Origin of the sequence: Aliiglaciecola litoralis, from assembly GCF_039523355.1 — a bacterium.
Taxonomy (GTDB): Bacteria; Pseudomonadota; Gammaproteobacteria; order Enterobacterales; family Alteromonadaceae; genus Aliiglaciecola; species Aliiglaciecola litoralis.
Genome location: NZ_BAAAFD010000009.1, coordinates 103,045 through 129,334, shown reverse-complemented (window position 1 = coordinate 129,334; position 26,290 = coordinate 103,045). Strand labels below are relative to the sequence as shown.

General features: G+C 46.4%; 18 protein-coding genes and 1 tRNA gene. 5 read left to right on the top strand and 14 right to left on the bottom strand.

Annotated elements, in window-relative coordinates; translation table 11 throughout:
• Window positions 1–44: 44 nt before the first annotated feature.
• The 5 genes from ABD036_RS14775 to pepA form a co-directional block, all read right to left on the bottom strand.
• The gene (locus tag ABD036_RS14775; protein WP_343861256.1) at window positions 45–1,691 is read right to left on the bottom strand and encodes a diguanylate cyclase; all 1,647 of its coding nucleotides are present in this window, start codon (window positions 1,689–1,691) and stop codon (window positions 45–47) included.
• Between the two features lies 1 nt (window position 1,692).
• The gene (locus tag ABD036_RS14770) at window positions 1,693–3,210 is read right to left on the bottom strand and encodes a bifunctional metallophosphatase/5'-nucleotidase (protein ID WP_343861254.1); all 1,518 of its coding nucleotides are present in this window, start codon (window positions 3,208–3,210) and stop codon (window positions 1,693–1,695) included.
• A 156-nt stretch (window positions 3,211–3,366) separates the two neighbouring features.
• The gene (locus ABD036_RS14765; protein ID WP_343861414.1) at window positions 3,367–6,132 is read right to left on the bottom strand and encodes a valine--tRNA ligase; all 2,766 of its coding nucleotides are present in this window, start codon (window positions 6,130–6,132) and stop codon (window positions 3,367–3,369) included.
• Window positions 6,125–6,583: a DNA polymerase III subunit chi gene (locus tag ABD036_RS14760; RefSeq protein ID WP_343861252.1), complete on the bottom strand. Its 459-nt coding sequence runs from the start codon at window positions 6,581–6,583 to the stop codon at window positions 6,125–6,127. The genes ABD036_RS14765 and ABD036_RS14760 overlap by 8 nt, the downstream gene beginning before the upstream one ends.
• Window positions 6,583–8,088 carry a leucyl aminopeptidase gene (pepA, locus tag ABD036_RS14755; RefSeq protein WP_343861250.1) on the bottom strand — a complete coding sequence of 502 codons (1,506 nt, stop codon included), beginning with the start codon at window positions 8,086–8,088 and terminating at the stop codon, window positions 6,583–6,585. The genes ABD036_RS14760 and pepA overlap by 1 nt, the downstream gene beginning before the upstream one ends.
• Window positions 8,089–8,421: 333 nt before the next feature.
• Here pepA and lptF point away from each other — a divergent pair, with 333 nt between their 5' ends.
• Together lptF and lptG are read left to right on the top strand one after the other, a co-directional pair.
• Window positions 8,422–9,522: an LPS export ABC transporter permease LptF gene (lptF, locus tag ABD036_RS14750; RefSeq protein WP_343861248.1), complete on the top strand. Its 1,101-nt coding sequence runs from the start codon at window positions 8,422–8,424 to the stop codon at window positions 9,520–9,522.
• Window positions 9,522–10,586, top strand: coding sequence for an LPS export ABC transporter permease LptG (gene lptG, locus ABD036_RS14745; RefSeq protein ID WP_343861246.1), 1,065 nt, complete (start codon window positions 9,522–9,524; stop codon window positions 10,584–10,586). Before lptF ends, lptG begins: the two co-directional genes overlap by 1 nt.
• 41 nt (window positions 10,587–10,627) lie before the next feature.
• On the opposite strand, the gene ABD036_RS14740 is transcribed toward lptG, so the two are convergent.
• Both ABD036_RS14740 and ABD036_RS14735 read right to left on the bottom strand, forming a co-directional pair.
• Window positions 10,628–11,956 carry an NCS2 family permease gene (locus ABD036_RS14740; RefSeq protein ID WP_343861244.1) on the bottom strand — a complete coding sequence of 443 codons (1,329 nt, stop codon included), beginning with the start codon at window positions 11,954–11,956 and terminating at the stop codon, window positions 10,628–10,630.
• Window positions 11,957–11,996: 40 nt separating this feature from the next.
• Window positions 11,997–12,515 carry an RDD family protein gene (locus ABD036_RS14735; protein WP_343861243.1) on the bottom strand — a complete coding sequence of 173 codons (519 nt, stop codon included), beginning with the start codon at window positions 12,513–12,515 and terminating at the stop codon, window positions 11,997–11,999.
• 270 nt (window positions 12,516–12,785) lie between these two features.
• On the opposite strand from ABD036_RS14735, the gene ABD036_RS14730 reads away from it, so the two are divergent.
• The gene (locus ABD036_RS14730) at window positions 12,786–13,433 is read left to right on the top strand and encodes a hypothetical protein (RefSeq protein ID WP_343861241.1); all 648 of its coding nucleotides are present in this window, start codon (window positions 12,786–12,788) and stop codon (window positions 13,431–13,433) included.
• Between the two features lie 163 nt (window positions 13,434–13,596).
• Window positions 13,597–13,683, top strand: a tRNA-Leu gene (locus ABD036_RS14725).
• A gap of 953 nt (window positions 13,684–14,636) precedes the next feature.
• Here ABD036_RS14725 and gabT read toward each other — a convergent pair.
• On the bottom strand, window positions 14,637–15,926 hold the full coding sequence (gene gabT, locus ABD036_RS14720; RefSeq protein ID WP_343861239.1) for a 4-aminobutyrate--2-oxoglutarate transaminase: 1,290 nt from the start codon (window positions 15,924–15,926) through the stop codon (window positions 14,637–14,639).
• A gap of 1 nt (window position 15,927) precedes the next feature.
• Entirely contained in the window at window positions 15,928–17,367 is a 1,440-nt protein-coding gene (locus tag ABD036_RS14715) for an NAD-dependent succinate-semialdehyde dehydrogenase (protein ID WP_343861237.1), read from the bottom strand.
• Window positions 17,368–17,508: 141 nt separating this feature from the next.
• Between ABD036_RS14715 and ABD036_RS14710 the strand changes: the two genes are divergently transcribed.
• Window positions 17,509–18,402, top strand: a complete 894-nt coding sequence (locus tag ABD036_RS14710; protein WP_343861235.1) for a LysR family transcriptional regulator — start codon at window positions 17,509–17,511, stop codon at window positions 18,400–18,402.
• Here ABD036_RS14710 and ABD036_RS14705 read toward each other — a convergent pair.
• From ABD036_RS14705 to ABD036_RS14685, 5 genes are all read right to left on the bottom strand, one after another.
• Window positions 18,394–19,743 carry a tetratricopeptide repeat-containing sulfotransferase family protein gene (locus ABD036_RS14705; protein WP_343861233.1) on the bottom strand — a complete coding sequence of 450 codons (1,350 nt, stop codon included), beginning with the start codon at window positions 19,741–19,743 and terminating at the stop codon, window positions 18,394–18,396. The two genes, ABD036_RS14710 and ABD036_RS14705, sit on opposite strands and share 9 nt — an antisense overlap.
• A gap of 10 nt (window positions 19,744–19,753) precedes the next feature.
• The gene (locus ABD036_RS14700; protein WP_343861231.1) at window positions 19,754–22,156 is read right to left on the bottom strand and encodes a TonB-dependent receptor; all 2,403 of its coding nucleotides are present in this window, start codon (window positions 22,154–22,156) and stop codon (window positions 19,754–19,756) included.
• An 88-nt stretch (window positions 22,157–22,244) separates the two neighbouring features.
• Window positions 22,245–23,099: a carbon-nitrogen hydrolase family protein gene (locus tag ABD036_RS14695; RefSeq protein ID WP_343861229.1), complete on the bottom strand. Its 855-nt coding sequence runs from the start codon at window positions 23,097–23,099 to the stop codon at window positions 22,245–22,247.
• 108 nt (window positions 23,100–23,207) lie between these two features.
• Window positions 23,208–25,001, bottom strand: a complete 1,794-nt coding sequence (gene pdxR / locus ABD036_RS14690) for a MocR-like pyridoxine biosynthesis transcription factor PdxR (RefSeq protein ID WP_343861226.1) — start codon at window positions 24,999–25,001, stop codon at window positions 23,208–23,210.
• Between the two features lie 16 nt (window positions 25,002–25,017).
• Window positions 25,018–26,187 carry an MFS transporter gene (locus ABD036_RS14685; protein ID WP_343861224.1) on the bottom strand — a complete coding sequence of 390 codons (1,170 nt, stop codon included), beginning with the start codon at window positions 26,185–26,187 and terminating at the stop codon, window positions 25,018–25,020.
• Window positions 26,188–26,290 lie beyond the last annotated feature (103 nt).

Genomic DNA, 26,290 nt, shown 5'->3' with positions numbered 1-26,290 from the left:
CCTTAGCTCCCCTTTTTTGTATTGTTAAATTGCGATGATTGACGTTACTCGAATTTGACGATATTAACTTGGTTTCTGCCACGGTTTTTGGCTGCGTATAACGCTTTGTCTGCAGCTTCGAGTAACGCATCTGGCGTGACAATACGTTGTTCAAAATTGTCTAAATTTGCGCCACCAATACTGATAGTCACGTGGTCACCTATTTGATTGAATTTATGCGGGATTCTAAGGTTGGCGACTGCTTTTCTTAGATTTTCTGCCACAGTGCGCGCACCCATAAGATCGCATCCAGGTAATATGCACACAAATTCCTCTCCGCCATATCGTCCAATAAAATCAATCTCTCTGCGAATCGTATTTTTCAATACACCAGCGATTTTGACCAAGGCTTCATCGCCTTTAGTATGACCAAGGTTATCGTTGTATGCTTTAAAAAAGTCGACGTCCAATAGCAGTACACTTAAAGCTAAATTATGTCGACTCGCTAAATTAAAGCTGCGGACTAGTTCTATATCGAATGCTCGACGATTTGCGATTGAGGTCAATCCATCTTGCATAGCTAAGTCGGAAAGCTCTTTCTTTTGTTGCTCAATTGTATCAAAAAACGTATCAAAGGTGCTTGCTATGTCGGTGATTTCGTCTTCAACACGCATGTTACTCATCTCGGTATTAAGGCTTTTAACACCTGATACTTTTTGATTTAGCAGTAATAGTCTTCTTATTACACGTCGTCTTAGAACCCATGTAATTAGCGCAAATAGACATATTGAAACGATAAAACAAATGCCAAGCAGTTGTAATTGATTCGCGATACGAGCTTGTTCTTGGGCCGCCTCCAACAATATTTGTTCGTTTACAGTGGCGCTTTTAAAATTGATTGACCTAGCAAAGTCGGAGACTAACTTTTCGGTAAAATGTCCTCGTCCAGTTGTTCGTCCTTCCATACGAAGTTGCAATATTTTCAGCGAAATCAGCCCTTTGTTTCCCAATACCAATTGTTCTAGCTGTGAATTAAGTGCTTGGGCTTGTTGTGCTAACTGAACAGGCATTTTCATTGATAGGGCGTTAATAGATTTTAACGTATCGAGGATGTCAGCGTTACTCTTTCGAATTTGATAAAGTTTGTCATAACTTAATACGTTGCCAGCTTGCACTGTGAGCTGTGAGAATTCGTCAAACCAAGCTGAAACATGAGTTCGTGCTGATTGTTGGTTTAGTTTTCGTGCTTCTTCAAATAATTCGTATAAGTCACGTTCGGTATTGTGCAGAGTATCCAAATTGTTCAGTTTTTGCTGCACTAAAGCAGTTAATTCTTGTAACTCGTATTGAATCGCATCGAATTCACGTAATGTCACTGAATCAGTTTTGACCTCGGTGAGCAGTTCCGCGACTTCTATACTACCTTGTAGCACTTTTTCCTTAGCAATCCTTAAAGCAGGTGGATTGGTCGCAGCTGATAGTTGCTCACTAAAAAGCGCAAGTCGAACACTGTTAGTCGCTATCTTGTCGTAGGTGATAATGGTCGGGATAGCTTCTTTTACGGTTAGGTCTAGGGCTTTTTTAAGGCTTATTAACTGTAAATAGCTAAAACTGGTAATCGTCAGAAACACGATAAAGAGAATTGAAAAAGCGACAGTAAACACGTTGCGAAGAGATAGTCTCTTGCGCTTCGTTACAAAGTTCCGTGTCATTCTAGTTTAAGCCTTCCGTTGATGTTTGAATATTGACGATTCGTCCTTGCTTGCTTAGTGACATGTTTTTCGATTTTACAATGGCACTTAACACTATATCTGAGACCATAATATTGCTGTCATATTTACTGGGTATTAAGCGAGATTTATTAAAATAACGGTATCCATCACCGCCATTATAAAGATAGTCGGTGGTGACAACGGTGTAAGATTTGTCCATTTGTATTGGCTTTTTACCTATATGAACTTCCACTAAGCGACTACCCTCAGGACGACTTCCATCAAAAATAACTTTCATGTTACTCACATGTGGGAATTTTCCTCGAAGCAACGGATAATCAGACAGACTATCTTCAAGTGTTTTGATGATATCAGCTCCACTGACTTCAAGCATCGCAGTACGAGTTCTAAAAGGCAGTTCTTCAATTAAGTCTTTGCGGGTGAATACTTGATTGGCAACATATTGTCGATCGCCACGTATTCCTCCACTGTTAAAGATTGCTACGTCAGCTCCTGTAAATTCACGCATAGCATCGGTAATCAAATTAGCAAATTCATTTTCACTGGTTCTAACCTGCTGACGGAAAGTATTGAAGGGCGTTTTGATAATGCTTATCGGGAGTTGCATCAATCTATCTAACCGACGTACATAATCGGCTTCACTGGCATGGGTCTCAGGATCTAAACTCACATCTGCTAATGTCTTTTTCTGCCAATCAATCACGTTGTGACCTTGGACATTTCTAGAAACCTCTACAATGGCAATATCACCTGCACCGCTGATCAGCACTTTATTGGGAATTTCTGAAGATTCGGATAGTGCGATATGGGGCGCAAATGGGTCTTTGACTAGCGTTAAATCAATCACACCTTGTTGTAGTAGATCATCAACCTCTGGAAATAGTGAGCCATGCATCACAATTAAAAAATCTGCACCATTGTCTCGCAGTCGTTTGCTCTGTTCGCGAATACTGTTTTCAATATTTTGTACTATGACGCGCTTCAATAGGTATTGTTGTTTAGCGTTGGGATCGACAACCGCCATTACTCCAATAGTAAATTCGCCTTTTTTTATCAATAACGATTTCACTAAACCATCTTGCATAGTGTCTTGTAAGGGGTCAAATACGTTAGTGGCGATTAATGGAAAAGCCGCTTCGAAGGCGCGCAACGACAGTTGCTCTTCATAGTAACTATATTCGCGTTTGGTGACGCCCATGGCTTCGGGGCCCAGGCCATTTAGAAGATCGATAATATGCGAGCCACTGTCAAACGCCGACATTGGGCTGGGCCCTATGCTATTGCCGCCAAACAAAAACAGCGTATTGGGATGAGTACTACGAGTGAGCTTTACCTCAGTGGCTAGGCTTGCGTAACTTCCCTGATCATGTTGGCCAATCACCGGCATATCTGCCGCAAATAATATGGTTAGTTCCGACTCTAGTGCGAAGCAGGGCAGCGACCACACTAAAGAAATCAAAATAGTAAGGCGTGAAAAAGTTAACTTATAGCTGGTCATAGAATTAATATTGCCAATAACAGACAATGAAGTCTATCAGCAGGTAGTATTTCTTGCCTAATTTTTAACATGAAAATTGTAAAAAGGTCGTGTTTGTTCTTTTAAAAAAATAAACCCCAGCGATTGCCGGGGTTTATATTGAGCCAGTAAATTGATCTAGAGTGCTTCTATGGTTTGTCGTTGCGCTTGCAACTTGTCCATTTGCATCTGGAAATCTTCTAGCTTGGCTTTTTCCTTATCAATAACGGCGGCAGGGGCGTTACTCACAAATTTTTCATTGCTAAGTTTGCCTTTGGTTCGCGCGTAATCTTTGTCGATTTTATCCAATGCCTTGGCTATTCGAGATAGCTCGGCATCTTTATCAATCAATCCGGCCATCGGGATCAAGATTTCCATTTCTCCTACTAAAGCGGTAGCCGAGGCGGGTGCGTCATCGGTTGCCTGCAACTGAGTAATCGACTCTAACTTAGCCATTTTTGCCAGGAAGCTTTGACTCTTATTCAAGCGATTTTGATCGTGCTCACCGACATTCTTCAATAACACCGACAGTGGTTTATTCGGTGAAATATCCATCTCACCACGTATGTTGCGGATCCCGACGATAAACTGCTTAACCCATTCGATGTCAGCCAATGCTTCTTCGTCTTGATATTTAGCGTCTTGCATTGGGAAGGGTTGACTCATGATGCAGTCACCTTCTAGACCACACATGGGGCCCACTTTTTGCCAAATCTCATCGGTGATAAATGGCATGAAGGGATGCATTAAGCGCAGCAAACTTTCTAATACGTTTATCAATGTATGGCGAGTCCCGCGCTTTTGTTGCTCGGTGCTAGTGTCTGAGTTCAATACCGGTTTAGAAAGTTCTAAATACCAGTCGCAGAATTGATTCCAAGTAAACTCATATAGAGTTTGGGCGGCAATATCAAAGCGATAGTCACGTACCGCGACTTCATATTCGGCTAAGGCTTTTTGAAACTTAGCCCAGATCCATTTATCGGCCAAACTCAGCTCTAACTCTCCGCCAGTGGCACCATTGTCTTGCTCTTCGGTATTCATCAATACGAATCGCGAGGCATTCCACAGCTTATTGCAAAAGTTACGATAGCCTTCAACCCGACCCATATCAAAGTTGATATCACGGCTGGTGGAAGCCATTGCTACAAAGGTAAACCGCAATGCATCGGTACCATAAGCATTAATGCCTTCAGGGAATTGTTTTTGGGTGCGTTTAGCTATGGCGGCGGCTTTTTGTGGCTGCATCATACCAGCGGTACGTTTTTCCACTAAGGCTTCTAGGCTGATGCCGTCAATCAAATCAATAGGATCAAGTACGTTACCCTTTGACTTAGACATTTTATTACCTTGCTCATCACGAATAAGCCCGGTGATGTAAATCTCTTTGAATGGGATCTTGCCGGTGAACTTCTTGGTCATCATGATCATTCTAGCTACCCAGAAGAAAATAATGTCAAAGCCAGTCACCAATACCGAACTGGGCACAAAGGTTTCAAGCTCTGGGGTTTCGTTCGGCCAACCCATAGTGGCGAAAGGCCATAGTGCAGAGGAGAACCAAGTGTCGAGCACATCTTCGTCTTGGCGAAGTACTAAGTCGTCAGCCAAATTGTGTTTTTCACGCACTTCAGCTTCACTGCGACCCACATAAATATTCTGCTGATCGTCATACCATGCTGGGATGCGATGTCCCCACCATAGCTGGCGAGAAATACACCAGTCTTGAATGTTGTACATCCATTGGTAATAGGTTTTGTTCCAGTTCTCTGGAACGAACTTAATTTCGCCGCTTTCTACTGCTTCGATGGCTGGCTTTGCCAATGACTCAACCGCCACATACCATTGGTCGGTAAGGTAAGGTTCGATTACTGCGCCACTGCGATCGCCTCTAGGCACTTTTAACTTGTGGTTTTCTACTTTAACCAGCAAACCTGCTTTATCTAAGTCTTCGACAATCTGTTTTCTGGCGTCAAAGCGATCAAGTCCACGGTAGTGCTCAGGTGCATTGTCATTGATTTTTGCGTCATCGGTAAGGATATTGATCATTTCAAGATCATGACGCTTACCCATGTCGTAATCGTTGAAGTCGTGCGCAGGGGTGATTTTCACACAGCCTGTGCCAAACTCAGGATCGACGTAATCATCGGCGACTATCGTAATCAATCTGCCGGTGAGCGGTAATTTAATTTGCTGACCAATATAGCTTTGATAGCGTTCATCGTCTGGATGAACAGCAACGGCGGTATCGCCAAGCATGGTTTCAGGACGGGTCGTAGCAACGATAAGCTCACCACTGCCGTCGGCTAACGGGTAACGCATGTGCCACATGAAGCCGTCTTCTTCTTCATTTAGCACCTCTAGGTCAGACACGGCAGTGTGTAACACGGGATCCCAGTTAACTAAGCGCTTGCCACGGTAGATCAGTCCTTCTTCATGCAGTTTTACGAAAACTTCTTGTACTGCTTCGGAAAGCTCAGGATCCATAGTAAAGGCTTCGCGATCCCAATCAGGTGAAGTACCTAGACGTCGCATTTGTTGGGTGATATTGCCACCGGATTCTTTTTTCCAATCCCAAATGCGCTCAACAAAAGCATCTCGACCTAAATCATGACGGTTTTTACCTTCGGCATTAAGCTGTCGTTCAACCACCATTTGTGTGGCGATGCCCGCATGGTCTGTACCACATTGCCATAGTGTGTTGTCGCCTTTCATTCGACGATAGCGAGTCAATGCGTCCATGATGGTATGTTGAAACGCATGTCCCATGTGGAGATTACCAGTGACATTAGGGGGAGGAAGTAAAATACAGTATGGGTCGCCATGACCACTGGCTTTGAAATAGCCCTGCTTTTCCCAATGTTGGTAAAGTTTATTTTCGATATTGTGTGGACTAAATGTTTTATCCATCAGTTTTCTCATCAATGCTGCTAGCGGGCAAGGTATGCATAGTCATTCCTGCTGCGCGATAGTGTTTGTATCTATCTCGTGCTCGTTGTTTCGCTGACTCTTCAGCGGGCACGAAATCAAATATTTGTCGGTAACTCTGGAGGCGTTCCGGTAGTGCGTCGGCTAGGTTAATCACCGTAGGACGTTGTGCGGTTTCTGCGCTTTGCCAACTGATTTCAACTGGTGCGCCGCCTTTGGGACCTTCACCGGTCAAGTTATGCGGCACAAAGCTATCAAGCGGTTGTTGCCACAACAGCTCGTCAAAGGCTTCGGCACTGGCTTTGTCGGAGCACATAACAATGCACTTTTGGCGCTTGCGATAGCACCGAGCGGCCAGCTGACAGGCAAGCAACCAATGTGCTGGTTGCGCCTCGTCAGCTTTATCAAGCAAGTAAAAGGTGACGTCAGTCATTAATCTTCAGTTTCCAAACCGGCTCGATTCATCAAAAACTGTGACAACATCGGAACAGGTCTGCCTGTTGCGCCTTTATCTTTACCACTTCGCCAAGCCGTACCGGCAATGTCCATATGTGCCCAGTTATACTTTTTAGTAAATCGTGACAAGAAGCACGCAGCGGTAATGGTACCGGCAGGGCGTCCGCCTAGGTTAGTCATGTCCGCAAAAGGGCTTTCCAATTGTGATTGATACTCATCCCACAACGGCAAGCGCCATGCTTTATCACCACTTTGCTCTGAGGCATTAAGTAGTTCATGCGCAAGCGGATTATGATTACTCAATACCGCAGTGGCGTGAGCGCCCAGCGCTATAATACAAGCACCAGTTAGGGTCGCGACATCGACGACTAACTCAGGATCAAAGCGTTCGACGTACGTCAGAGCATCACACAATACCAATCGACCTTCGGCATCAGTATTGAGTACTTCTACTGTTTGACCGGACATAGTGGTTAATATATCACCGGGGCGATAGGCATTGGCATCAGGCATGTTTTCACAACCGGCCAGTACGCCAATCACATTTAACGGCAAGTTTAACGCTGCAATTGCATGCATAGTACCCAATACGCCAGCAGCTCCGCCCATGTCGTATTTCATCTCGTCCATGCCTTCACCAGGCTTAATTGAGATACCGCCAGAGTCAAATGTCAGTCCTTTACCTACCAAGACGACGGGGGCTTGCTCATCACTGGCGCCTTTATGGTGTAAAATGGTCATGATCGACTCATTTACCGAACCTCGGCCCACGGCAAGATAGGAGTTCATTTGTAATTCAGCCATTTGCGCTTCGTTAACAGATTCGACCGTTAAACTACTAAATTCACCTTCAAGCAGCTTCGCCTGATCAAGCAAATATTGCGGATTACAAATATTAGGCGGCATGTTGGCCACATCTTTCGTGGTTTTCATCCCCGCGGCAATTGCTAAACCATGCTCCACAGCGCGTTCGCCAATGGGCAATTCACGACGAGTGGGGACATTGAAAACAATTTTGCGCAATGGTCGTCTTGGCTCACCTTTTTTGGTTTTAAGTTGCAAAAAGGTATAGAGCGTGTCTTGTGTGGTTTCAACGGCTTGACGCACTTTCCAATAGACATCGCGGCCTTTGACATGCAGTTCACTGAGAAAACACACGGCTTCCATTGAGCCTGTTTCGTTCAGTGTTTTAATCGTCTTCGCAATAATTTGCTTATATTGGCGCTCATCTAGTTCACGTTCTTTTCCGCAACCAACTAGTAGTACACGCTCGCTCAAAATATTGGGCACATGATGAAGTAACAACATCTGGCCAGCTTTACCTTCTAAGTCACCGCGGCGCAATAAATTACTGATGTAGCCTTCACTGATTTCGTCTAACTGTTCAGCGACTGAAGTCAAACGGCGGGGTTCAAAAACACCGACGACGATACAAGCACTGCGTTGCTTTTCAGGGCTACCACTTTTTACGCTAAATTCCATGGTGATTCCTCGTTCATATTGAATCGTTAGATGCCTGCGCCTAAGTTAGGCGCACAACATTTTAGGTTAGTTAGATCATGGCAATATTTACGTTCGTTTTCATCAGGATCTCAGAAAATAAATTCGTCCACTAGAATTCGTAACGGTCTAAGCCATGTTATATTGAACCAAATCCTCAAAGACAGGTCAGCCAAGATGCCAAAAAAGGCATTCTATTAGGGCTAGGACCCACTAGATCTTTGAGGGAACAGGTATTAAACTTGTCAAAACGTTAAGTTTACTTAAAATTTCGCATCATGCCACTATAAATGCGACTTTTCCTTTGGACACTCAGTGCTGATATTTCGCTATTTACTTAAAGAAACCATCAAGTCGCAACTCGCTGTCTTTATGGTGATAATGGCTATTTTCCTGACGCGTAATTTCGTACGGGTATTGGCCGATGCCTCTGAAGGTGAAATCCCTGCCAGTTTAGTGTTGGGCTTTCTGGCCCTTAGCATGCCCTATCTTGCATCATTGATTTTACCGTTAAGCTTGTTTCTTGGGATCATGTTGGCTCATGGTCGGTTATACGTAGACAGTGAAATGACTGTCATGCGGGCCTGTGGTATCAGTGAGTGGTACATCACCCGAGTAATGCTGGCTCTGTCAGGGTTTATGGCGGTTTTCACTGCTATATTGACCTTGTGGTTGGCGCCTTTGTCAGTAGAAAATGAGTACCAACTTCAAGAGAAAGCCGGTGCAGAAAGTGGGTTAACCGCGCTGATTGCGGGTCGTTTTCAAGAAACGGCGAATCAAAAAGCGGTTATCTTTGTGCATGACATTGACTCTGATAATGCAAGTTTAAATAAAGTCTTTTTGGCGCAGCATGACAAGGAAGATGAAGATGGTGTGCACATAGTCTATTCCAAAACCGGCACCGTGAGATTAGATGCAAAAGGCTCGCAGCAGCTGGTGCTTGAGAAGGGTGTTCAATACGAAGGCGAAAGAGGAAAAATTGATTATCAGGTAGTGGAATTTGATCAATATCAGATACAAATATCAGAACAACAACCTGAACAAAAACGCCGTAAAATGACTGCGATACCCACAGTCGATTTGCTCGAAGATAACAGTATAGAAGCGGTCGCGGAACTACAGTGGCGATTGGCTATCCCGCTGTCTTTGCCTTTCTTGGTCTTAATTGCTGTGCCGTTAAGTTCAGTCGATCCTCGCCAAGGTCGATTTGGCAAAATGTTTCCTGCACTTTTACTCTATCTAGGTTACTTCATGTTATTGATGGCCGGTCGCAAAGTACTTGAAGACGGCAAAATACCTCCACAGCTAGGCTTGTGGTGGGTACATGCTGTGATTCTGTTGATTGGTATGACATTGATAGTGCGAGGGCGGTCCTTTGGCGTGCGACTCTTTGCAGCATTTGGGCGGGGAAGTTGATGTTTCGTATATTAGATCTTTATATCGCCAGAACACTGTTGGGTACAACAGCAATTAGTTTATCAGTGCTGGTCGGATTGAGTGCCCTGATAAAATTCATTGAGCAGATGAAAAGTGTCGGTCGTGGCGATTATGACATGACCATTGCCGGAATTTACGTGTTGTTGAGCTTACCTCGAGAGTTAGAGCAATTCTTCCCAATGGCGACCTTGCTAGGAGGCTTAATTGGCATGGGCATGTTGGCGAGTAATTCGGAATTAGTCGTGATGCAGGCAGCCGGTCTTTCACGTTGGAATATTACAGTATCGGCGATGAAATCGGCATTTCTGATGGTACTGTTTGTGATGGCCATCGGCGAGTGGGTTGCACCGATAACAGAATCTAAAGCCAAGGAAATTCGCACGCAAGCCATATCAGGCGGGAACCTATTCTCTTCTGACCAACTGGTGTGGGCAAAAGACGGAGACAACTTTGTTAGCATTGGTGAGGTGGTAAACCGCACCAATTTGTTGAATATCAACATCTATGAATTTGACTCAGAGTTGAATTTACGGCAAATCACTTCTGCTAAAACCGCTGAGTTTGTGGATGACAAATGGCAACTCAGTCAAGTTAACTATACCTTTATTGGAGAGCAACGAATTCGTGCACAAGCTAATGATTTGGGTAGCTGGCAATCAACATTAACACCAGATAAATTGGGCGTAGTAACGGTAAAACCTGAAGCGTTATCGATACGAGGACTCAATGATTATGTTAATTATCTAGACAACAACAGCCAAGATTCAGGTCGATACAATCTAGCGCTGTGGCGTAAGATTTTACAGCCATTTTCGATAGTCGTAATGCTACTAATGGCGTTGTCTTTCGTGTTTGGTCCTTTGCGAAGTGTCACTATGGGGGCTCGGGTCATCATGGGCGTGCTTGCAGGATTCGCATTTTTCATCAGTAACGAAACCTTTGGTACTTTTAGTTTGGTGTTCCAAATCCCACCATTCTTAGGCGCAATAGTGCCAAGCGCAGTTTTTGCAGTTATTGCTGGCTTCTTATTGCGGCGTCAATGATGGCGCTTCGCGACGTTAGGCAAAGCTAACTGATGTTGAGGCTAGGTTAAGTCAAAGATATAACGCAGCATAAACACGGTAGCAATGGCATAAGTGAGTAGTGATATCTGCCGAGCTTTTCCGACCCCGACACTTACCCCCACATAAGTGATAAACCCAAGTGCTATTCCCTCACTGATACTAAAGGTTAGCGGCATTGCCAACAATGCAATAGTAGCTGTAGCCAACGAAGGTAAATCATCAAAATCGAGCTGACGGATTGATTCCATCATGAAAATGCCAACCAAAACCAGTGCTGGGGTGGTTGCCATCAACGGGATCACTTTCATGATTGGGGTTAAAAACAACGCTAACAGAAAACATCCTGCCACTACCACTGCGGTTAACCCCGTTCGACCACCCACAGCCACACCTGCTGCCGATTCTACATAAGAGGTAACAGGCGAGGTACCTAACACTGCACCCGCTACACTGGCGGTGGCGTCGGCAGTCATAGCACTGCCCATTTTAGGCAGTTCGCCGTTACTGTCTAATAAATGCGCTTTGCGCGAGACACCAATAAGCGTGCCTATGGTATCGAACATATTGACGAACAGCAGTGCAAAAATCAGGTCCCATGTATGTTCAAAATGGGTTATCGGATACCAAATATCCATTGCCATAAACGTAGCGGAGATTCTTTCTGGTAAGCCAAAAAACGCATCTGGCGTAGCCGTTAAATGGCCATCACCTGTGGGTACAAATAAGCCGATGCACGTGAGCACGACCACCGAAATAAGGATCGCACCAGTAATGTTTTTGGCTATCAATACAATGGTTAAGATAATTCCAAACAAGGCGAGCAGCGCAGTGGGTTGTGCTAAGGATCCTAAAGTGACTAATGTGGCTGGACTATCGACAATCAACCCGGCATTTTTAAGGCCAATAAACGCGATAAACAAGCCAATTCCGCATTGCACTCCAATTTTCAATGCAGCGGGAATTGCTTGTGCAATGCCTTTGCGAATGCCTGTAATGGTAAGTAAAACAAACAAAATACCGTTCCAAAATACGATCCCCAAGGCCGCTTCCCATGGAACTTCACGCGTTATACAGATGGTGAAAGCAAAGAACGCGTTTAAGCCCATACCGGGGGCCATTGCAACGGGGTAATTGGTCATCAACGCCATCAAAAGCGTGCCAATACAAGCGGCGAGTGCGGTGACTGTTATTAAGCCTTCAACCGGCATGCCACTGGCGGCTAATATGTTTGGATTGACCACTAAAATGTAAGACATTGCAGCGAATGTGGTGAAACCTGCGACTACCTCCGTTTTGACATTGCTGCCTTTTTCCGCGATCTTGAAATAGCGTTCAAGCCATACTGACATGTGATTGTCCTTTTCTACTTTCTATCTATCTTGGGCGTTGCTAAATATTTTCCCAAGCCTTGTGATGATTCGCATCTATGCTTAGCACTAACATTTCAGTGTTGGCAATCCTGTCTTGCAATGCTTGTTTATTTTTAAAGTCGAACAACACCAACAAGGTACCTAAACCACCCAACGAGCAGACGATTCTTAATAGCGCACGCCCATAACTCATGGGTTGGTCCGTGGTGCTAAATAATCTTAGTCGCCATGCTCGCATACCAATAGTTTGCCCACCATTTTTCCAAAACCACAGGAAAAACCCCACTATCCACAACCCTACCCATGCTTGCGCTAAGGTATTAAACAATAAGGATTGTTGAAAGAAGTCCATAAAATGCGCGTAGCCTTGTTGGTCTATCCAGCCATTTTGAAAACTGATCAGTGTCACCACTAAAAAAATAAGCCCAGCACACATACCTACAGCAACAGCAACAAGAATGTCATATATCATTGCGGCTAAACGACGAAAAAAACTAGCTCTTGGAAATGAGGGAAGTGATTCCGCATCTCGACTCATTATTGACCCTTAATCGGTGATGTTTTAATCAGGACATTTCCTGATGTGATTGGTTGTATTGACCCATAAATAACTCTGACAGAGTCTACTCGTTTTAAACCAAGAATCGAAGTCATAACCGAACAACCCGTTATTCTTTTCGGGTCGAGCATTAGCTAAATTGCTTCTCGCCAACTGTAGTGGGGGAGAGCTGTATGTGTGTGATATTAGCTAAGAATTGTTTACACTGTGCTCATCTGTTCTTTTTTACTTGAGTGAACGCGACATTAGATGACAAATGACACGGCAAGTAGCTATAACGCAGACATTAAGCTGCGTGAAATTAATAGGCTAAAACAAAAAATCACCTTTAATAATGTTCCTGCGTTTTATCATGCAGTCGCAACATCGTTAGGCTTGGCTGAGGGAATGTTTCGCTATGGCTTTGAAAACTCGCTAGATTTGGTGCTGAATCAGCAAAATTGGAATCCCAAAAAGCTGAAGTGTCAGCAAGGCGAATTCGGTACTTTTAACTTTGAGCAAAGCCCAAGGTTATCTATCTATAAAGTGTTTACCCATCGGGGATTCGAGATCCACTGTATTCCTTGGCTAAACAATCGTGAGGTAGACAGGGAATTCATAAATCATCCTGAAATGGAGTTTAGACGCTGGATCCCCGGATCAATGAAATGTTTATTTCGACTAGCGCAACTCCATACCTTTATTCAATCCTATTTCGATGTGGGTGATGAGGCCGATCTAGAGTTAATTAAGTACGCACACAATATCACCGAAGATTTCGTAGAAGATTTGAAGCAAAGACTTAACGTACAGAAAGTACATGGAATTACCATCAAGGCATTTTTCGAGATGATGGGGAAAAAGCATAAAGCGGGCGAAGATTTTTACCTTCCCAAAGTGTACGACTTTAATAATTAGAGCTTTATGCGCAATTTGTTTACGTCTGTGGATTAAAATATCAGCAGATAGTACCGCAAATTCAACAAAATGCTTGCATGCAGAATTGGCGAAGATATAATGCCTGCCACTCGTTGCACAGCGAGTATACCAAACGCTTAGTCACAATGATTAAACGTACGTTGCCAGAGTGGCGGAATTGGTAGACGCAGCGGATTCAAAATCCGCCGCCAGTAATGGTGTGCCGGTTCAAGTCCGGCCTCTGGTACCAAACTTCAAACCTGCTTATTAGCGGGTTTTGTTGTTTTTGACACCTCAAAAAATAATAAGTCGCCGGACTATATGTGAGGGCGGCACTTCGAGATATTTATTCGCAAAACTTAGATTGAACCCATCCCTGATATCTCACCCAGCCAGCACATCCATGTGCTGTCGTTCGGCTGGGCGCTGCTGCGCAGCTAAAGAGTCCAGCCTTACCCTCTGGTACCAAACAACTTAACCAACTTTTTAGTTGGTTTTTTTGTGCTTGAAATTGACGAAGTCACCCCGGCAATACCCAAACAAAAAGTCATCCCGGTAATGCTCTTGTGCCGGGATCTTCTGGACCCCTGTTTGTATTTTGCTGCGTCACACTGTTTGAGAGATCCCCGATCAAGAGACCTCGGGGATGACGGGGGCGCTCGGGGATGACGGAGTGTGGTGTCACCCCGGCAATGCCCAAACAGAAAGTCATCCCGGTAATGCTCTTGTGCCGGGATCTTCTGGACTCCTGTTTGTATTTTGCTGCGTCACACTGTTTGAGAGATCCCCGATCAAGAGACCTCGGGGATGACGGGGGCGCTCGGGGATGACGGAGTGTGGTGTCACCCCGGCAATGCCCAAACAGAAAGTCATCCCGGTAATGCTCTTGTGCCGGGATCTTCTGGACCGCTGTTTGTATTTTGCTGCGTCACACTGTTTGAGAGATCCCCGATAAAGAGACCTCGGGGATGACGGGGGGCGCTCGGGGATGACGGAGTGTGGTGTCACCCCGGCAATGCCCAAACAAAAAGTCATCCCGGTAATGCTCTTGTGCCGGGATCTTCTGGACTCCTGTTTGTATTTTGCTGCGTCACACTGTTTGAGAGATCCCCGATCAAGAGACCTCGGGGATGACGGTATCCTGTCATCCCGGTAATGCCCTTGAGCCGGGATCTTCTGGACTCCTGTTTGTTGTCTAGTGCGTTAACCGCTTGCCATTGCTTGGTCGAACAATGTGTGAAACCGTTCTAGCCCTTCGTTTAAGTGGGCTTCTGTGATGGTTAAAGGCGGTAAGAAGCGGATCACGTTGGCGTGGAAACCACAGGCCAATAATATGAGTCCGTGCGCTTGTGCCATGCTTATTATCGTTTTGGTAAGCTGTGGGTTTGGCTCTGATGGGGTGCCATCGAGCATCAATTCCAGCGCAATCATAGCGCCGCTGCCTCTGACGTCGGCGATAACATTGGGATAGCTTGCTTTTAACGCCCCTAGTGATTCGAAAAAGCGTTGCTCGATCATTTTTGCTCGAATTATAAGCTGCTCTTGGATAATGATATCGAGTACCGCCAAGCCTGCGGCACAGCCAAGTGGGGAGCCACCATAAGTTCCACCTAAGCCGCCCACCGGGGCGCTGTCCATCACCTCCGCTTTACCTACCACTGCTGAGAGCGGAATACCGCCGGCAATCCCTTTTGCCAGTGTTATGAGATCCGGCTCAATGCCTGACACTTCGGTATAAAACATATGTCCGGTGCGGGCAAAACCGGATTGGATTTCGTCGCATATCAGCATAATGCCATGCTGATCACATAGAGCGCGCATTGCTTGTAAAAATGCAGGTGACGCCACATAAAAGCCACCTTCCCCTTGAATCGGTTCAATAATGATGGCGGCCACATCTCTTGGTGAGATATCGACTTTCAATAAGGTGTTGAGTGCTTGTAGGCTAGATTGTTCAGTTATCCCATGCAATGAATTGGGAAATGGCACGTGATAGATTTCAGCAGGGAAGGGGCCGAAGTGGTCTTTGTAAGGAGTCACTTTGCCGGTCAAGCCCATGGTAAAATTGGTTCTACCATGAAAGCCACCGTTAAAGGCAATAACACCTCGCCTGCCGGTGTGCGCGCGGGCAATTTTGATGGCGTTTTCAACAGCTTCCGCACCTGTAGTGACAAACATGGCTTTTTTGGGGCTGTTGCCTGGAGTCAATTCAACCAGTTTTTCTGCCAATGCTACGGCACTTTCATAGGGATTAACCATGACGCAAGTGTGACTGAAGTTTTCCATCTGTTGGTTAACAGCCTTGATCACTTGTGGGTGACAATGACCGGTATTGCATACGGCAATGCCGGTTCCAAAGTCTAGATAGCGACTACCCTCAACATCCCAGACTTCGGCATTCTTGGCTCGGGCAACATAAATGGGGTAGAGGTTTCCTTGACCGCAGGCGATCACGGCTTGTTTACGTTGTTGCAATGCTTGATTAGTGACCATCTTAATGCGTTCCTATACAGCGATATTGAAGGGATAAATAGTCGTCTAGACCGTACTTTGAGCCTTCGCGACCATAGCCAGAATGTTTGACTCCACCAAAGGGCGCCGCGGGGTTTGAGATGACGGCTTGATTCATTCCCAGCATGCCAAATTGAAGGGCATTGGCCACACGCTGCATGCGCGCATAATTACGGGTGTAGAAATAAGCCGCTAAACCATATTCCGTGGCGTTAGCCATGCAGATGGCCTGCTCTTCAGTGTCGAATGTGCTTAGCGCGACAACTGGACCGAATATTTCTTGATGCATGATGTGCATGTCGGTGCTGATATCCGAGAGTATTACGGGAGGATAAAATGCCGAGTTGTTCCATGTGGTGTCAGTGTGTCGGCGCGCCCCCTTTTGCACCGCATCTTCTACCAGCGCGTGCACATTCGCAGCGGCTTGTTGGCTGATCAGTGGCCCTAAATCAACATTATCTATCCCGTTTCCTTGACTTAGCGTGGCCACTTTATCGCGTAAAGCAGCAACAAACGCATCGGCGATCCCCGCCTGTACTAAAAAGCGATTTGCACACACACAGGTTTGTCCTGCATTACGGAACTTGGCTTGCATCGCACCCTCAAGCGCCGCCTCGATATCGGCGTCGTCAAATACGATGAAAGGCGCGTTGCCACCTAACTCCATAGACACGCGCTTGACCGTTGCTGCACAGTCCTTGATTAACAGCTGGCCTACTTTGGTCGATCCAGTAAACGAGAGCTTAGCCACTTTAGGGGATTGCGTGAGTTCACGACCCATACTTTGCGCATCGGTGCCAACCACCACATTCAAAACGCCTTGGGGAATACCTGCTTGGTGGGCAAGGGCGGCGAGGGCAAGAGCGCTTAACGGCGTGTCTGCTGCAGGTTTGACCACAAAGGTACAGCCAGCAGCTAATGCCGCCGCCGCTTTGCGGGTGATCATTGCATTGGGAAAGTTCCAAGGCGTAATAGCACCCACCACTCCAACCGGTTTCTTAACAACCTGCATGCTCTGGTTAGCATTGACCCCTTCCATCACATCGCCACAGATCCGCTCAGCCTCTGCCGCGAACCATTTAATATAGCCTGCGCCGTAATCGATCTCGGCTCTTGCTTCGGCGAGCGGTTTTCCTTGTTCACGGGTGAGTAGTTGCGCCAGTGCCTCACGATGCTCAGTGATAAGTGTGTGCCAGTTACTTAATAATTGGCTTCGCTGCGCGCCGCTATGGGTAGACCAGATTGGCAAGGCGTTATTTGCTGCATCGATGGCGGCACACATTTGGGCCGGTTGGGCATTTGCCACCACACTGATTTGCGCATTAGTGGCCTTATCAAGCACGCTGAACACAGAATCACTGCTGTGCCACTGACCATTAATATAAGAACCATGCCTGATCAAGGCTAGATACTCAGTTGTCATCCTATTTTTCCTTAGTTGTTCATGTCGCTATTGAATCAAACGCAATAACATCGTTAAATAACTAACATTCAACCTAAAGTTTGATGGAGTGAGACTATTAACATCGCCGGACGTGCTATTACCGAATACGATTTAAAATTATTGAAAGTATTCAAGTCGGTTGTTGAGAACGGCGGCTTTGCTGCTGCTGAAGATGAGTTGGGTATTACTCGCTCGACCATTAGCGTGCACATGAATAATTTGGAAACACGGATGGGGCTGACGCTGTGTCACCGAGGACGAGCAGGCTTCATGCTCACGCCCGATGGACAAGTTGCTTATCAGGCAAGTCTGCCTTTGTTTGCGGCCCTTGGTGAGTTTTCCAATGCGGTGTCACAATTGAGTCAAGAAATTAGCGGCAACTTGGTGATATTGCATGCTGATGTTTTGGATGATGCACGCTTGGCACTGCTAGCTAAAACCGTGCATGAGATGATCACAAAAGCGCCGCAACTGAGGATCACTTTAGACGGAAATCGAATTGAGAATATTGAGCAGGCACTGCTTAAAGATAAAGCGCACATAGGGATTTTCCCAGGCTATCGTAAAATGGCCGGTCTGAGTTACCAAGACACCATGAATGAACCCATCTATTTGTGCTGTGCATCATCTCACCCTTTATTTCAGGTGGCAGATGCGCAAATCGATGACAGCTTAATTGCCGACCATGCGGCTGTGGTACCTGGCGTGGAGATCAGTCAAGAAGGGCGAGAGCAGTTAAAAAAACTCAGTGTCGGGGCCTATGCTTATCAGTTCGACTCTCGTAAGGCTCTCATAGCTTCAGGTAAATTTATAGGCTATCTACCCGGCAGTTATATTAAACAAGACCTGCTAAATGGTGACTTTCGGTTATTATGTCCCACTCGCTATCAGTACAACTTTGCCCAATCATTGGTGCATAAGTTAGTCCCAGCAGAGCCGAAAAAAGTGGAATTTTTTAAGCAAATTCTACATCAGCATATTGCCGTCGATGGGTCATTGCCCAGCTCATTCTAAGATCATTCCTGACTCGATTAGTCGTTGCCTGACCGGCTCTAGTTGCTTGGCAAAATGCTGCCATTGGCCAATGCTACGCGAGTGCATCGCTTGGCGAACTTGCACAGCACTGCCAGTGGTAACACTGCTGGATTGTTGATAGAAATTAAGGCTGTTAGGATCATATTCAATGCCGCAAAACTGAGTTATGCGTTTGGTTTGTTCCGTCGGTGCTGCTATCAAGGCTTCATAATCAACTCTCAGCAGATTATCTCCGAGCAAATTCTCCCAATGTGTCATCAGTTTATGGTAACCCAAGTAATATTCGGCAATTTCCATCAAGTCGTAGGAAAAAGGGTAGGTGTGGCTAAATAAATGTTTGTAAATCGACCATACCGTGTCCATAGGATCACGTTCAATGCGTAATATTCGCGCTTTAGGTAATGCTTTATGAATCAGTCCAAGGTACAGAAAATTAAGCGGCAACTTGTCGGTTAAAAACGACTGGTTGTTTTGATAGTCTGCTGTGGCTTGTCGATAAGCATGTCCTAATGCGTGGAAGTCACATCGGCTACTTTGCGTAATGGCATCGCCCATCGAACTAATCTGCGCTTGCTGGTTAACTTGCGCCATCAGGCAAGACGAAAAAGTATTCAACTCGCCGCCCATAGCAACCTGATCATGTGCGGCCAGCAAATTTTCCACCAATGTTGTGCCACTGCGCGGCATCCCCACAATAAAGATATTGCCTGCTGGGGTGTCACCTTGTTTGGTCGCTTCAAACCACGATTGAGAGAAGGCTGATTCAATTTGAGCAAAGATAGCAGCATCTTGATCTGGATGGTATTTCAGGTAGCGGCGGCGCAGCGATGCACCATTATGAATGGCAGTAAAACTTTTGCTAAATTCTCCGCAATCTTCGTATATTTTTCCTAACGCATACCAAGCATGAACGGTCTGCTTTGGCGGAAGATTTTTTTCAATTAACTGGCGGATTATGGTGGCTCGGTCACCCTGAGTGTTCTGGGTACTCAGTTGTGCTAACAGCCAATGTGCCTCTGCATCATCGGGTGCCAACTGCAAATGCCGCTCAAGTGCGCTTTTTGCGCCATTGATATCACCGGTAATACGCAAGGTCGTGGCTAAATTGTAATGATAGGTAGCATGATCCGGTGCCAGCGAGCAGGCGCGGTGATATAAAGATGTGGCAAGGTCGAAATCGTTAGCTTGGCAGCTCCAATAAGCTGCTTCTGCAAGGATTTCAGCCGTAGGGGCTTTGAGCGTGTGCAGATAGTCTTTAATCGCTTGTCTGGCTTGTGCTAGTTGACCGGCCTCAAGATGAGGCCGGATGGTACTTTCCAATATTACTTCCTCAGAATTGGTAGTGAAGTGACACTCCGATGGTTCGCGGCTGGGTAATATAAGATTTGGATGCATTTCCTAAGAAATTTTCATCTGGATCTGTGCCCATATAAGCTTCTGATAGAACCCCAGTAATGCCTTCTTCGTTAAACAGGTTTTTCACATACACACTAACGCTCCAGTTCTCAGCATGCAATGCTGTACTGATATTCGCTATCCAGAAGGCGCCGAGGTCAATGTTAAACGTCGGATTGTCACCTAGAGCATTGCGACTGTCAGATTGATAGTAAGCACTTGCTCTACTTATTAAATAATAATCACCCTCTAGTTCATAGTAGTGCTCTAAGTTGGCACTGAAAGTGTGCTCAGCGGTGCTCGGTAACCGTTCACCATTGTTGGCGCGCTGTACTTCACTGGGTTCTTCTTGAGTTCCTGCTGGAATGAATAGATCATCGGTCAGTTTAGCATCGGTATAAGCGTACTGAATGCCGTATTGCAAAGTGTCCGTAAGGTAGCCACGGGTTTCTAGCTCAAGTCCTTGAGTGCGAGCCGCTTGACCATTTACTGCAGCATAAAAGCCCCAGTTTGGCGTAGTGACATTTAGTTGCGGATTGTCCCAGTCCATCCTGTACAAAGTGGCCGCATAAAACACTTCGCCAGTATTGCCTTTTATCCCTGCTTCATAATTTGTCACTGAATCGGAGTCGTAACTTAAATATTCCGGGTTTTCGGCAAAACCGCCGGTCAAAGGAACAGCGCTGGTGCCACCGCGTCGATAGCCTTCGGAGACGGTCGCATACAGCATCATTTCATCCGATACATCATAAGACAGATTAAGTTTAAACAAGGTGTCACTTTCTTCTGTGGTTGCGCCTACTTCGGACGCACCCGGATAAATAGGTAACTCGATGATGGTCTGATTAGATATTTCGTTATCAAAACGTCTAACCCCAAGGGTGACATCGAAGTCGGTGTCGATGTGCCAAGTCAGCTCACCAAATACCGATAAATCTTTTACTTTGCCACTGTCCCGATAGAGAAAATCCTGATCGGTGAGAGTACCGCCCCAGCTTGCCAAGGTATCATCAAAACCACTGGCGGTAGCCCACTCAGAAAAACCGGGCATGAAACTGTCTTGCGACGCTTTTGTTTCTTGATCTAAATAGAAAGCACCCACTATCCAATCGACGGTTTCGCCTGGTGTGGAGACCAGTCGTATTTCTTGACTAAAGCCACTGTCTTCATAGGTTCGCTGAGCCTGCGCCATGGGACGTGGTGAGCCACCGTAAAACCAAGCAAACCAGTTATTCTGAGCATAAAATCCAGTGTTGTCACTGATCGAATCACCGCTATGCTCGTAATCGGATGTGCTAGACGACAAGGTGGCGAAACCTAAATTCCATTCCACTTCCAATGTCATTAGATCGACTTTTCGTTGCGAGGGCTCTAGCTGGATCGCGCCGTTTTCATATTCGTTGTAATCTTGCTCGCTGCCAGATACCCAATTTGTCCCAGTGGTAACTTGGCGTCGGCCACCAATATCATCTGATTGGTATTGATATGACAACAAAGCGCTAAAGGTTTCTGAGGGTTTGAAAAGTAGTGACGCACGACCATAATCGATATCCACGGTATCCGCATCTTCGACACTACGAAACTGCGGGCCACCTTCGGCAATATCACCGCCCGCAGCTGTGGGTGCACCGGCCGCATTGAGTTGGTACACATTGGCGTAGTCGACAATACCGTCATTGCGGATCACACCAACATTTGCACGAAAAGCCACAGTGTCACCCAGCGGGATATTGAGAAGTGCATCGTAATTTTGATTAAGACCTTCTGAGCCCTCCGACTGGCTGATTGATCCAGAGACCTTGTCGCTGAATCCATCTAAATCGGGTCGATTCATCCGGTAGCGCACGGTACCAGCTAAGGCACCTGATCCGTACAGGGTGCCTTGTGGTCCGCGCAACACCTCAACGGCGTCAATGTCTTTGAGAATAAAATTAGCAAACAAAGGCGTATCATTAACGTAGGACGAGACGGTGGGGGCCGCGTTCAACGCAAAATCGCCGTTGCCAGAGGAATCGACATTCATACCGCGAATAATAATATTATTCAGTACACCGGAGTTTCGATATCCTCGATCAACCGCTGTCACACCAGCTACATTGCGGATCATCTCTACCGTATCTACAATGTTGCGTTCGTTCAGTTCACTGCCGTTGATGACAGATAAGTTGTAGGGGGTTTCTTCTACGGTGGACACGCGACGTGATGATGTCACTTCTATCCTTTCAACCGTTCGAGCATCTGGGTTTTCCTGTGCTGATACTGTACCTGTGCACAATGTGGCGCCCACGGCTAGCGCTAGGGGGGAAATTGAAAAGTTATTGTGATTTTTATGTTTCATCAGTCCGTTCCTTTTGTCTTGTTTTTATGCTGTTTCTGACTTTACGAATTCTTGTTTATGGGTGTAAGGGCCAGTTACTGGTTTTCGCTCAGGCCAGTTTTTGCGGTTTTCGCAAAGGACCTAAAGCGTCCAGCGCGACTGAGCGGGCGCCCTCGACATATTGGGGATAAGAGATAACATGATCGCGAAAGCTCTTTAGTGGTTGCCCAAGACCTTGCCAGCCTCTTTCACGCACTTGGCGCACGTAATCAAAATCCACGTCAAACACGATCACATCATGCTCACTGACCGATTGATGTATGACCTCACCGCCAGGACCGGCGATGATAGAGCGTCCCACGCCCATAGGGGATGCGGCATTGATATCGACCATGTAGCATTGATTAACTGCAGCGTTGCTGCGCGCAATCGATAATTCAGTGTCACGATCAACGGTATTGGTCAACGTCGGATGGACTATGACTTCTGCGCCTTCCCAACACAGCGCCCTAATGGTTTCGGGAAACCACATGTCGTAACAAATAGATAAGCCGATATTCCCGGCACCTGGGATGTTAAATACGCAAGGTTGGGTGCCTGCAGAAATACCCTCTTCGTAGGGTAAAAACGGAAACATCTTGCGATATCTAGCGACCACGTCACCTTCAGGCGAGAGCACCGAGGTCGTATTGTAAACACGGTCTTCTGCGCGTTCGAACAAGGAGCCATTAACCAGCCACAGTTGCGTTTCTTTGGCCAGCTGTGCATAACGCGATTCAGTTTCGCCCGGTAGGGTTTCGGCATACCGTGGGGCAGGTCCAAAGGTGGCCAGCTCGGAAAGTACCACCATGGTTACATGCGGGAAACGTTTTTTGACGTTACGCACTTGGCTGGCAATCGCCGTAAAGTTATTTTGGTTTGCTGGCAGCGTTAGCTGCAGGCCGGCGATACTCATGACTGTCATGTTTCAATCTCCTGTCAGTCGTGAAACTTTATTTCTGATAGGAATCAAGCGTAAACAGACAAGCTCAGCATGAGTAGGTCCAGTTGGTTTTTTAGTTAGTACCAGAGTTCAGGGTTTAAGGTAGTTTGCCGCGTCGACCAGCTTTCCATCCCGCACCCAGTGGATCCGTGATTCGGTAATATAGATGTCAAACCCTAGCAATTCGCCATACGACCAGTGTTGCCATTGTCGAAACCACGTATTGCCTTTGAGCCACCAAGTGCCGATGTCTTTTTTCTCATCGTTGTGCCCTTCAACGCCTTGCATTTTTCCATCGGCAAACAGCGTAATGGTGTAAGGATCGCCAAAAACCGTATGACCAGTAAAAGCCACGTTACTTAAAAACTGTTTGAGCTCTTGACCTGTTAGGTGACGCCCAAAAGCGGGATCGCCATCAGCACGGATGTCTTCAATTAACTTGGCCAACTGTTCGATGCCCGGTCGGATTTTTTCCTTTGGCAGACTGCGCACACCGAGTCGAAAATAGCTTTCGGGGCGCTCTGAACCGCCATAAAAGCGATCTACCGGTTCAATCAAAATACCTTTTTCCGCTGCGGCAGCGGCGAATTTTTGGCTGTCCAATCCCGGAGGGCCTTTTACCCAACAGGTACCGCCTCCCATAGTTTCACTGGTCACTATGTAGGGACCAAGATAGTGATTCAGTGCTTCGCGCAATTCTTGCCAGCGTTCACTAATGGCTTGGTGTAATCGACGCATGGTCATATCGTAATAGCCGAGGGATAAAAACAGCGCCATGATGCGTTGATTATTGGCAGGCGGATGACGCAGGATTAATGCTCTTAATTGTCGCGCGCGACTAATAAGCGCCGGGTCGGCAACCATAAATCCTAATCGTAAACCCGGTGCAAGTGCTTTTGAAAAACTCGAGATGTAAACAACTCGTCCTTGCGTATCTAAACTTTTCAGCGCCGGGTTTGGGTTACTAATGAAATTCGCTTCGCTCTCGTAGTCATCCTCAATTATTACAAAATCATCCTCAGAGGCTCGTTGCATTAGGGCGTCGCGTTTTTCACGGGACATGGTGACGGCAGTGGGGACTTGATGACTGGGCGTGACATAAAGTAATCGGGTTTGCGCCGAGATCTCTTGTAGATTAATACCATCTTTGGCAATAGAGGCGAATCGAATCGGACAAAGATTTTGTTGAGCTAATTGCCGGATACCCTGATATCCCGGTTCCTCTGTGGTTAACAACGTAGTGGAGTTCATCAATAGACGGCTAACTAAATATAGCGCCTGTTGTGATCCTAAGGTGACCAGTATTTCTTCAGGCCGCGCTTGTATACCGCGGCGCGGCAAAACTTTGGTGCGAATTTCATGGATTAGGCTAGGATCGTCTTGGTAACCGCTATCGCGCGCCCAGCTTTTTATCTCATCGACGTTCAAACTAAGCCGCGAACACTCGCGCCACTGACTTAATGGGAAGAGTGATTGATCATATTGCCCGTCAATAAAGGGGAATTCATAATCTGCCCAATTATCTGGATAAGGTGGTTTTGACGACTCAATCGTACAGGCATTACAGGCTGCATCCCAGTCGAAGGGCTCGACATTTTCATCATCGCAGTTAGCGGCTTGGGCATGTTCATCATATAAATGATCGCTGACAAAAATGCCGCTGCGCTCGCGGCTAAGCAAATAGCCTTCGTCGATCAGTTGCTCGTAGGCAGCAACTACTGTATTGCGCGATACGCCCAACATATCAGCCAGTTTGCGTGACGATGGCATGCGCGTGCCGGCGGCGAAATAACCACTGAGAATAGCGTCAATTAACTTCCGTTGCAGCTGTCGCTGAAGGCTCGTAGTCGCGTTGTCATCAAGGGTGAAAAGGTGCTGCAACATAACCATCCTATTGTCATCAAGCAACCTCATCCTGACCGGATTTATCTAATTTATCAAGTAGCTGTGTCGGGTAAAGACAGATAAGCATACAGCCTAATAATGCTACCGCAGCAATATTGATCAGCACAGTGTAGCTGCCGCCACTGACGAGAAACGAAGCCACCATGGGCCCAGACGCCAGCCCTGTTTTGGAAGCAAAGCCGCCCAGCGCTGCCATTTTGCCGGCTTTATCAAACTCGGCACAGATCCCAAGCAAATAAGCGATACAAAACGCCCAAGTGATCCCCACCAACACATTTGCTAGCCAAAATATGGCTTTGTCGGCGCTAAAATGCAGCGCGATCGTGGCGCCCAAAGTTAGGCCCGTGGCGAAAAACAACGGCCAGGTTCGCCCGAAGCGGGTCGAAAAGACAATCACCATCCAAGCACCAATCAAACCGGCCCAAGCCGAAATTCCTAAAATCGGTGAAATGAAGTCAATTGTCAGGCCGTAGGATTTGCCGAGATCGATAATATAAGCGTACAGCCCCATATTGGCCGCCTGAAACAAAAATACCGACAACAGTGCGACAATCAACGGTCGCCATTTAATATCGCCATTGCCAACGGCTTTTGGGGCATCCTCAACACGATAATCAGGTAATAAAAATAGCATCATGAAGCTAACTGTACTGAATGCGATCAAGGCAAGGAAAAGTGCTGAAGTGCCGTAAATCGGCGCGAGCGGCGGAAGCAACATAACGCCCACCCCCCCCAGACCAAACTGCACAAACAACAAATAACCAAAGGTCTTATGTACTAATGTCACTCGCGCAATAACCGCAAAACTGACACCAACTAACATGCCGCCCATAACACCGTGCAGCCCACGGGTTAATTTCATGGTTAGTGGATCGCTGACCCAAATGGAAATGGCGTCCATCGAAATTAAACCAATTAGTAGCATCGCAGCTAAGGGCTTCCAATATACGCGGGTAATAAGGAATACTGCTGCCAATGCACCAACTGCCGCCCCATAAATATTAAACGAGGCAACTAAACCGGCGTCGGTTCGAGAAAATCCTAAAGAATCGATTAACCCTGACACAATCGCTGGCATAATGTTAACGTAAAAAAGGCCGGCGGTTGCTAGAAAAGCGAGCATGACGCGAACTGCCATGCCATCGGGCGCAATCTTGATTTCCATTTTCATCTGCTAACTACTCATTATACTTATTAGAACCCTTACCCTAACAAGGTGCACTTTAGAGAGATAGTGCCAGTTATGCATTGCCAGTGGCACCAGTTCA

Coding starts and splice junctions, on each gene's coding strand:
- ABD036_RS14775 (WP_343861256.1), bottom strand. CDS start 1,691: ATGACACGGAACTTTGTAACGAAGCGCAAGAGACTATCTCTTCGCAAC.
- ABD036_RS14770 (WP_343861254.1), bottom strand. CDS start 3,210: ATGACCAGCTATAAGTTAACTTTTTCACGCCTTACTATTTTGATTTCT.
- ABD036_RS14765 (WP_343861414.1), bottom strand. CDS start 6,132: ATGGATAAAACATTTAGTCCACACAATATCGAAAATAAACTTTACCAA.
- ABD036_RS14760 (WP_343861252.1), bottom strand. CDS start 6,583: ATGACTGACGTCACCTTTTACTTGCTTGATAAAGCTGACGAGGCGCAA.
- pepA (WP_343861250.1), bottom strand. CDS start 8,088: ATGGAATTTAGCGTAAAAAGTGGTAGCCCTGAAAAGCAACGCAGTGCT.
- lptG (WP_343861246.1), top strand. CDS start 9,522: ATGTTTCGTATATTAGATCTTTATATCGCCAGAACACTGTTGGGTACA.
- ABD036_RS14740 (WP_343861244.1), bottom strand. CDS start 11,956: ATGTCAGTATGGCTTGAACGCTATTTCAAGATCGCGGAAAAAGGCAGC.
- ABD036_RS14735 (WP_343861243.1), bottom strand. CDS start 12,515: ATGAGTCGAGATGCGGAATCACTTCCCTCATTTCCAAGAGCTAGTTTT.
- ABD036_RS14730 (WP_343861241.1), top strand. CDS start 12,786: ATGACAAATGACACGGCAAGTAGCTATAACGCAGACATTAAGCTGCGT.
- gabT (WP_343861239.1), bottom strand. CDS start 15,926: ATGGTCACTAATCAAGCATTGCAACAACGTAAACAAGCCGTGATCGCC.
- ABD036_RS14715 (WP_343861237.1), bottom strand. CDS start 17,367: ATGACAACTGAGTATCTAGCCTTGATCAGGCATGGTTCTTATATTAAT.
- ABD036_RS14700 (WP_343861231.1), bottom strand. CDS start 22,156: ATGAAACATAAAAATCACAATAACTTTTCAATTTCCCCCCTAGCGCTA.
- ABD036_RS14695 (WP_343861229.1), bottom strand. CDS start 23,099: ATGACAGTCATGAGTATCGCCGGCCTGCAGCTAACGCTGCCAGCAAAC.
- pdxR (WP_343861226.1), bottom strand. CDS start 25,001: ATGTTGCAGCACCTTTTCACCCTTGATGACAACGCGACTACGAGCCTT.
- ABD036_RS14685 (WP_343861224.1), bottom strand. CDS start 26,187: ATGGAAATCAAGATTGCGCCCGATGGCATGGCAGTTCGCGTCATGCTC.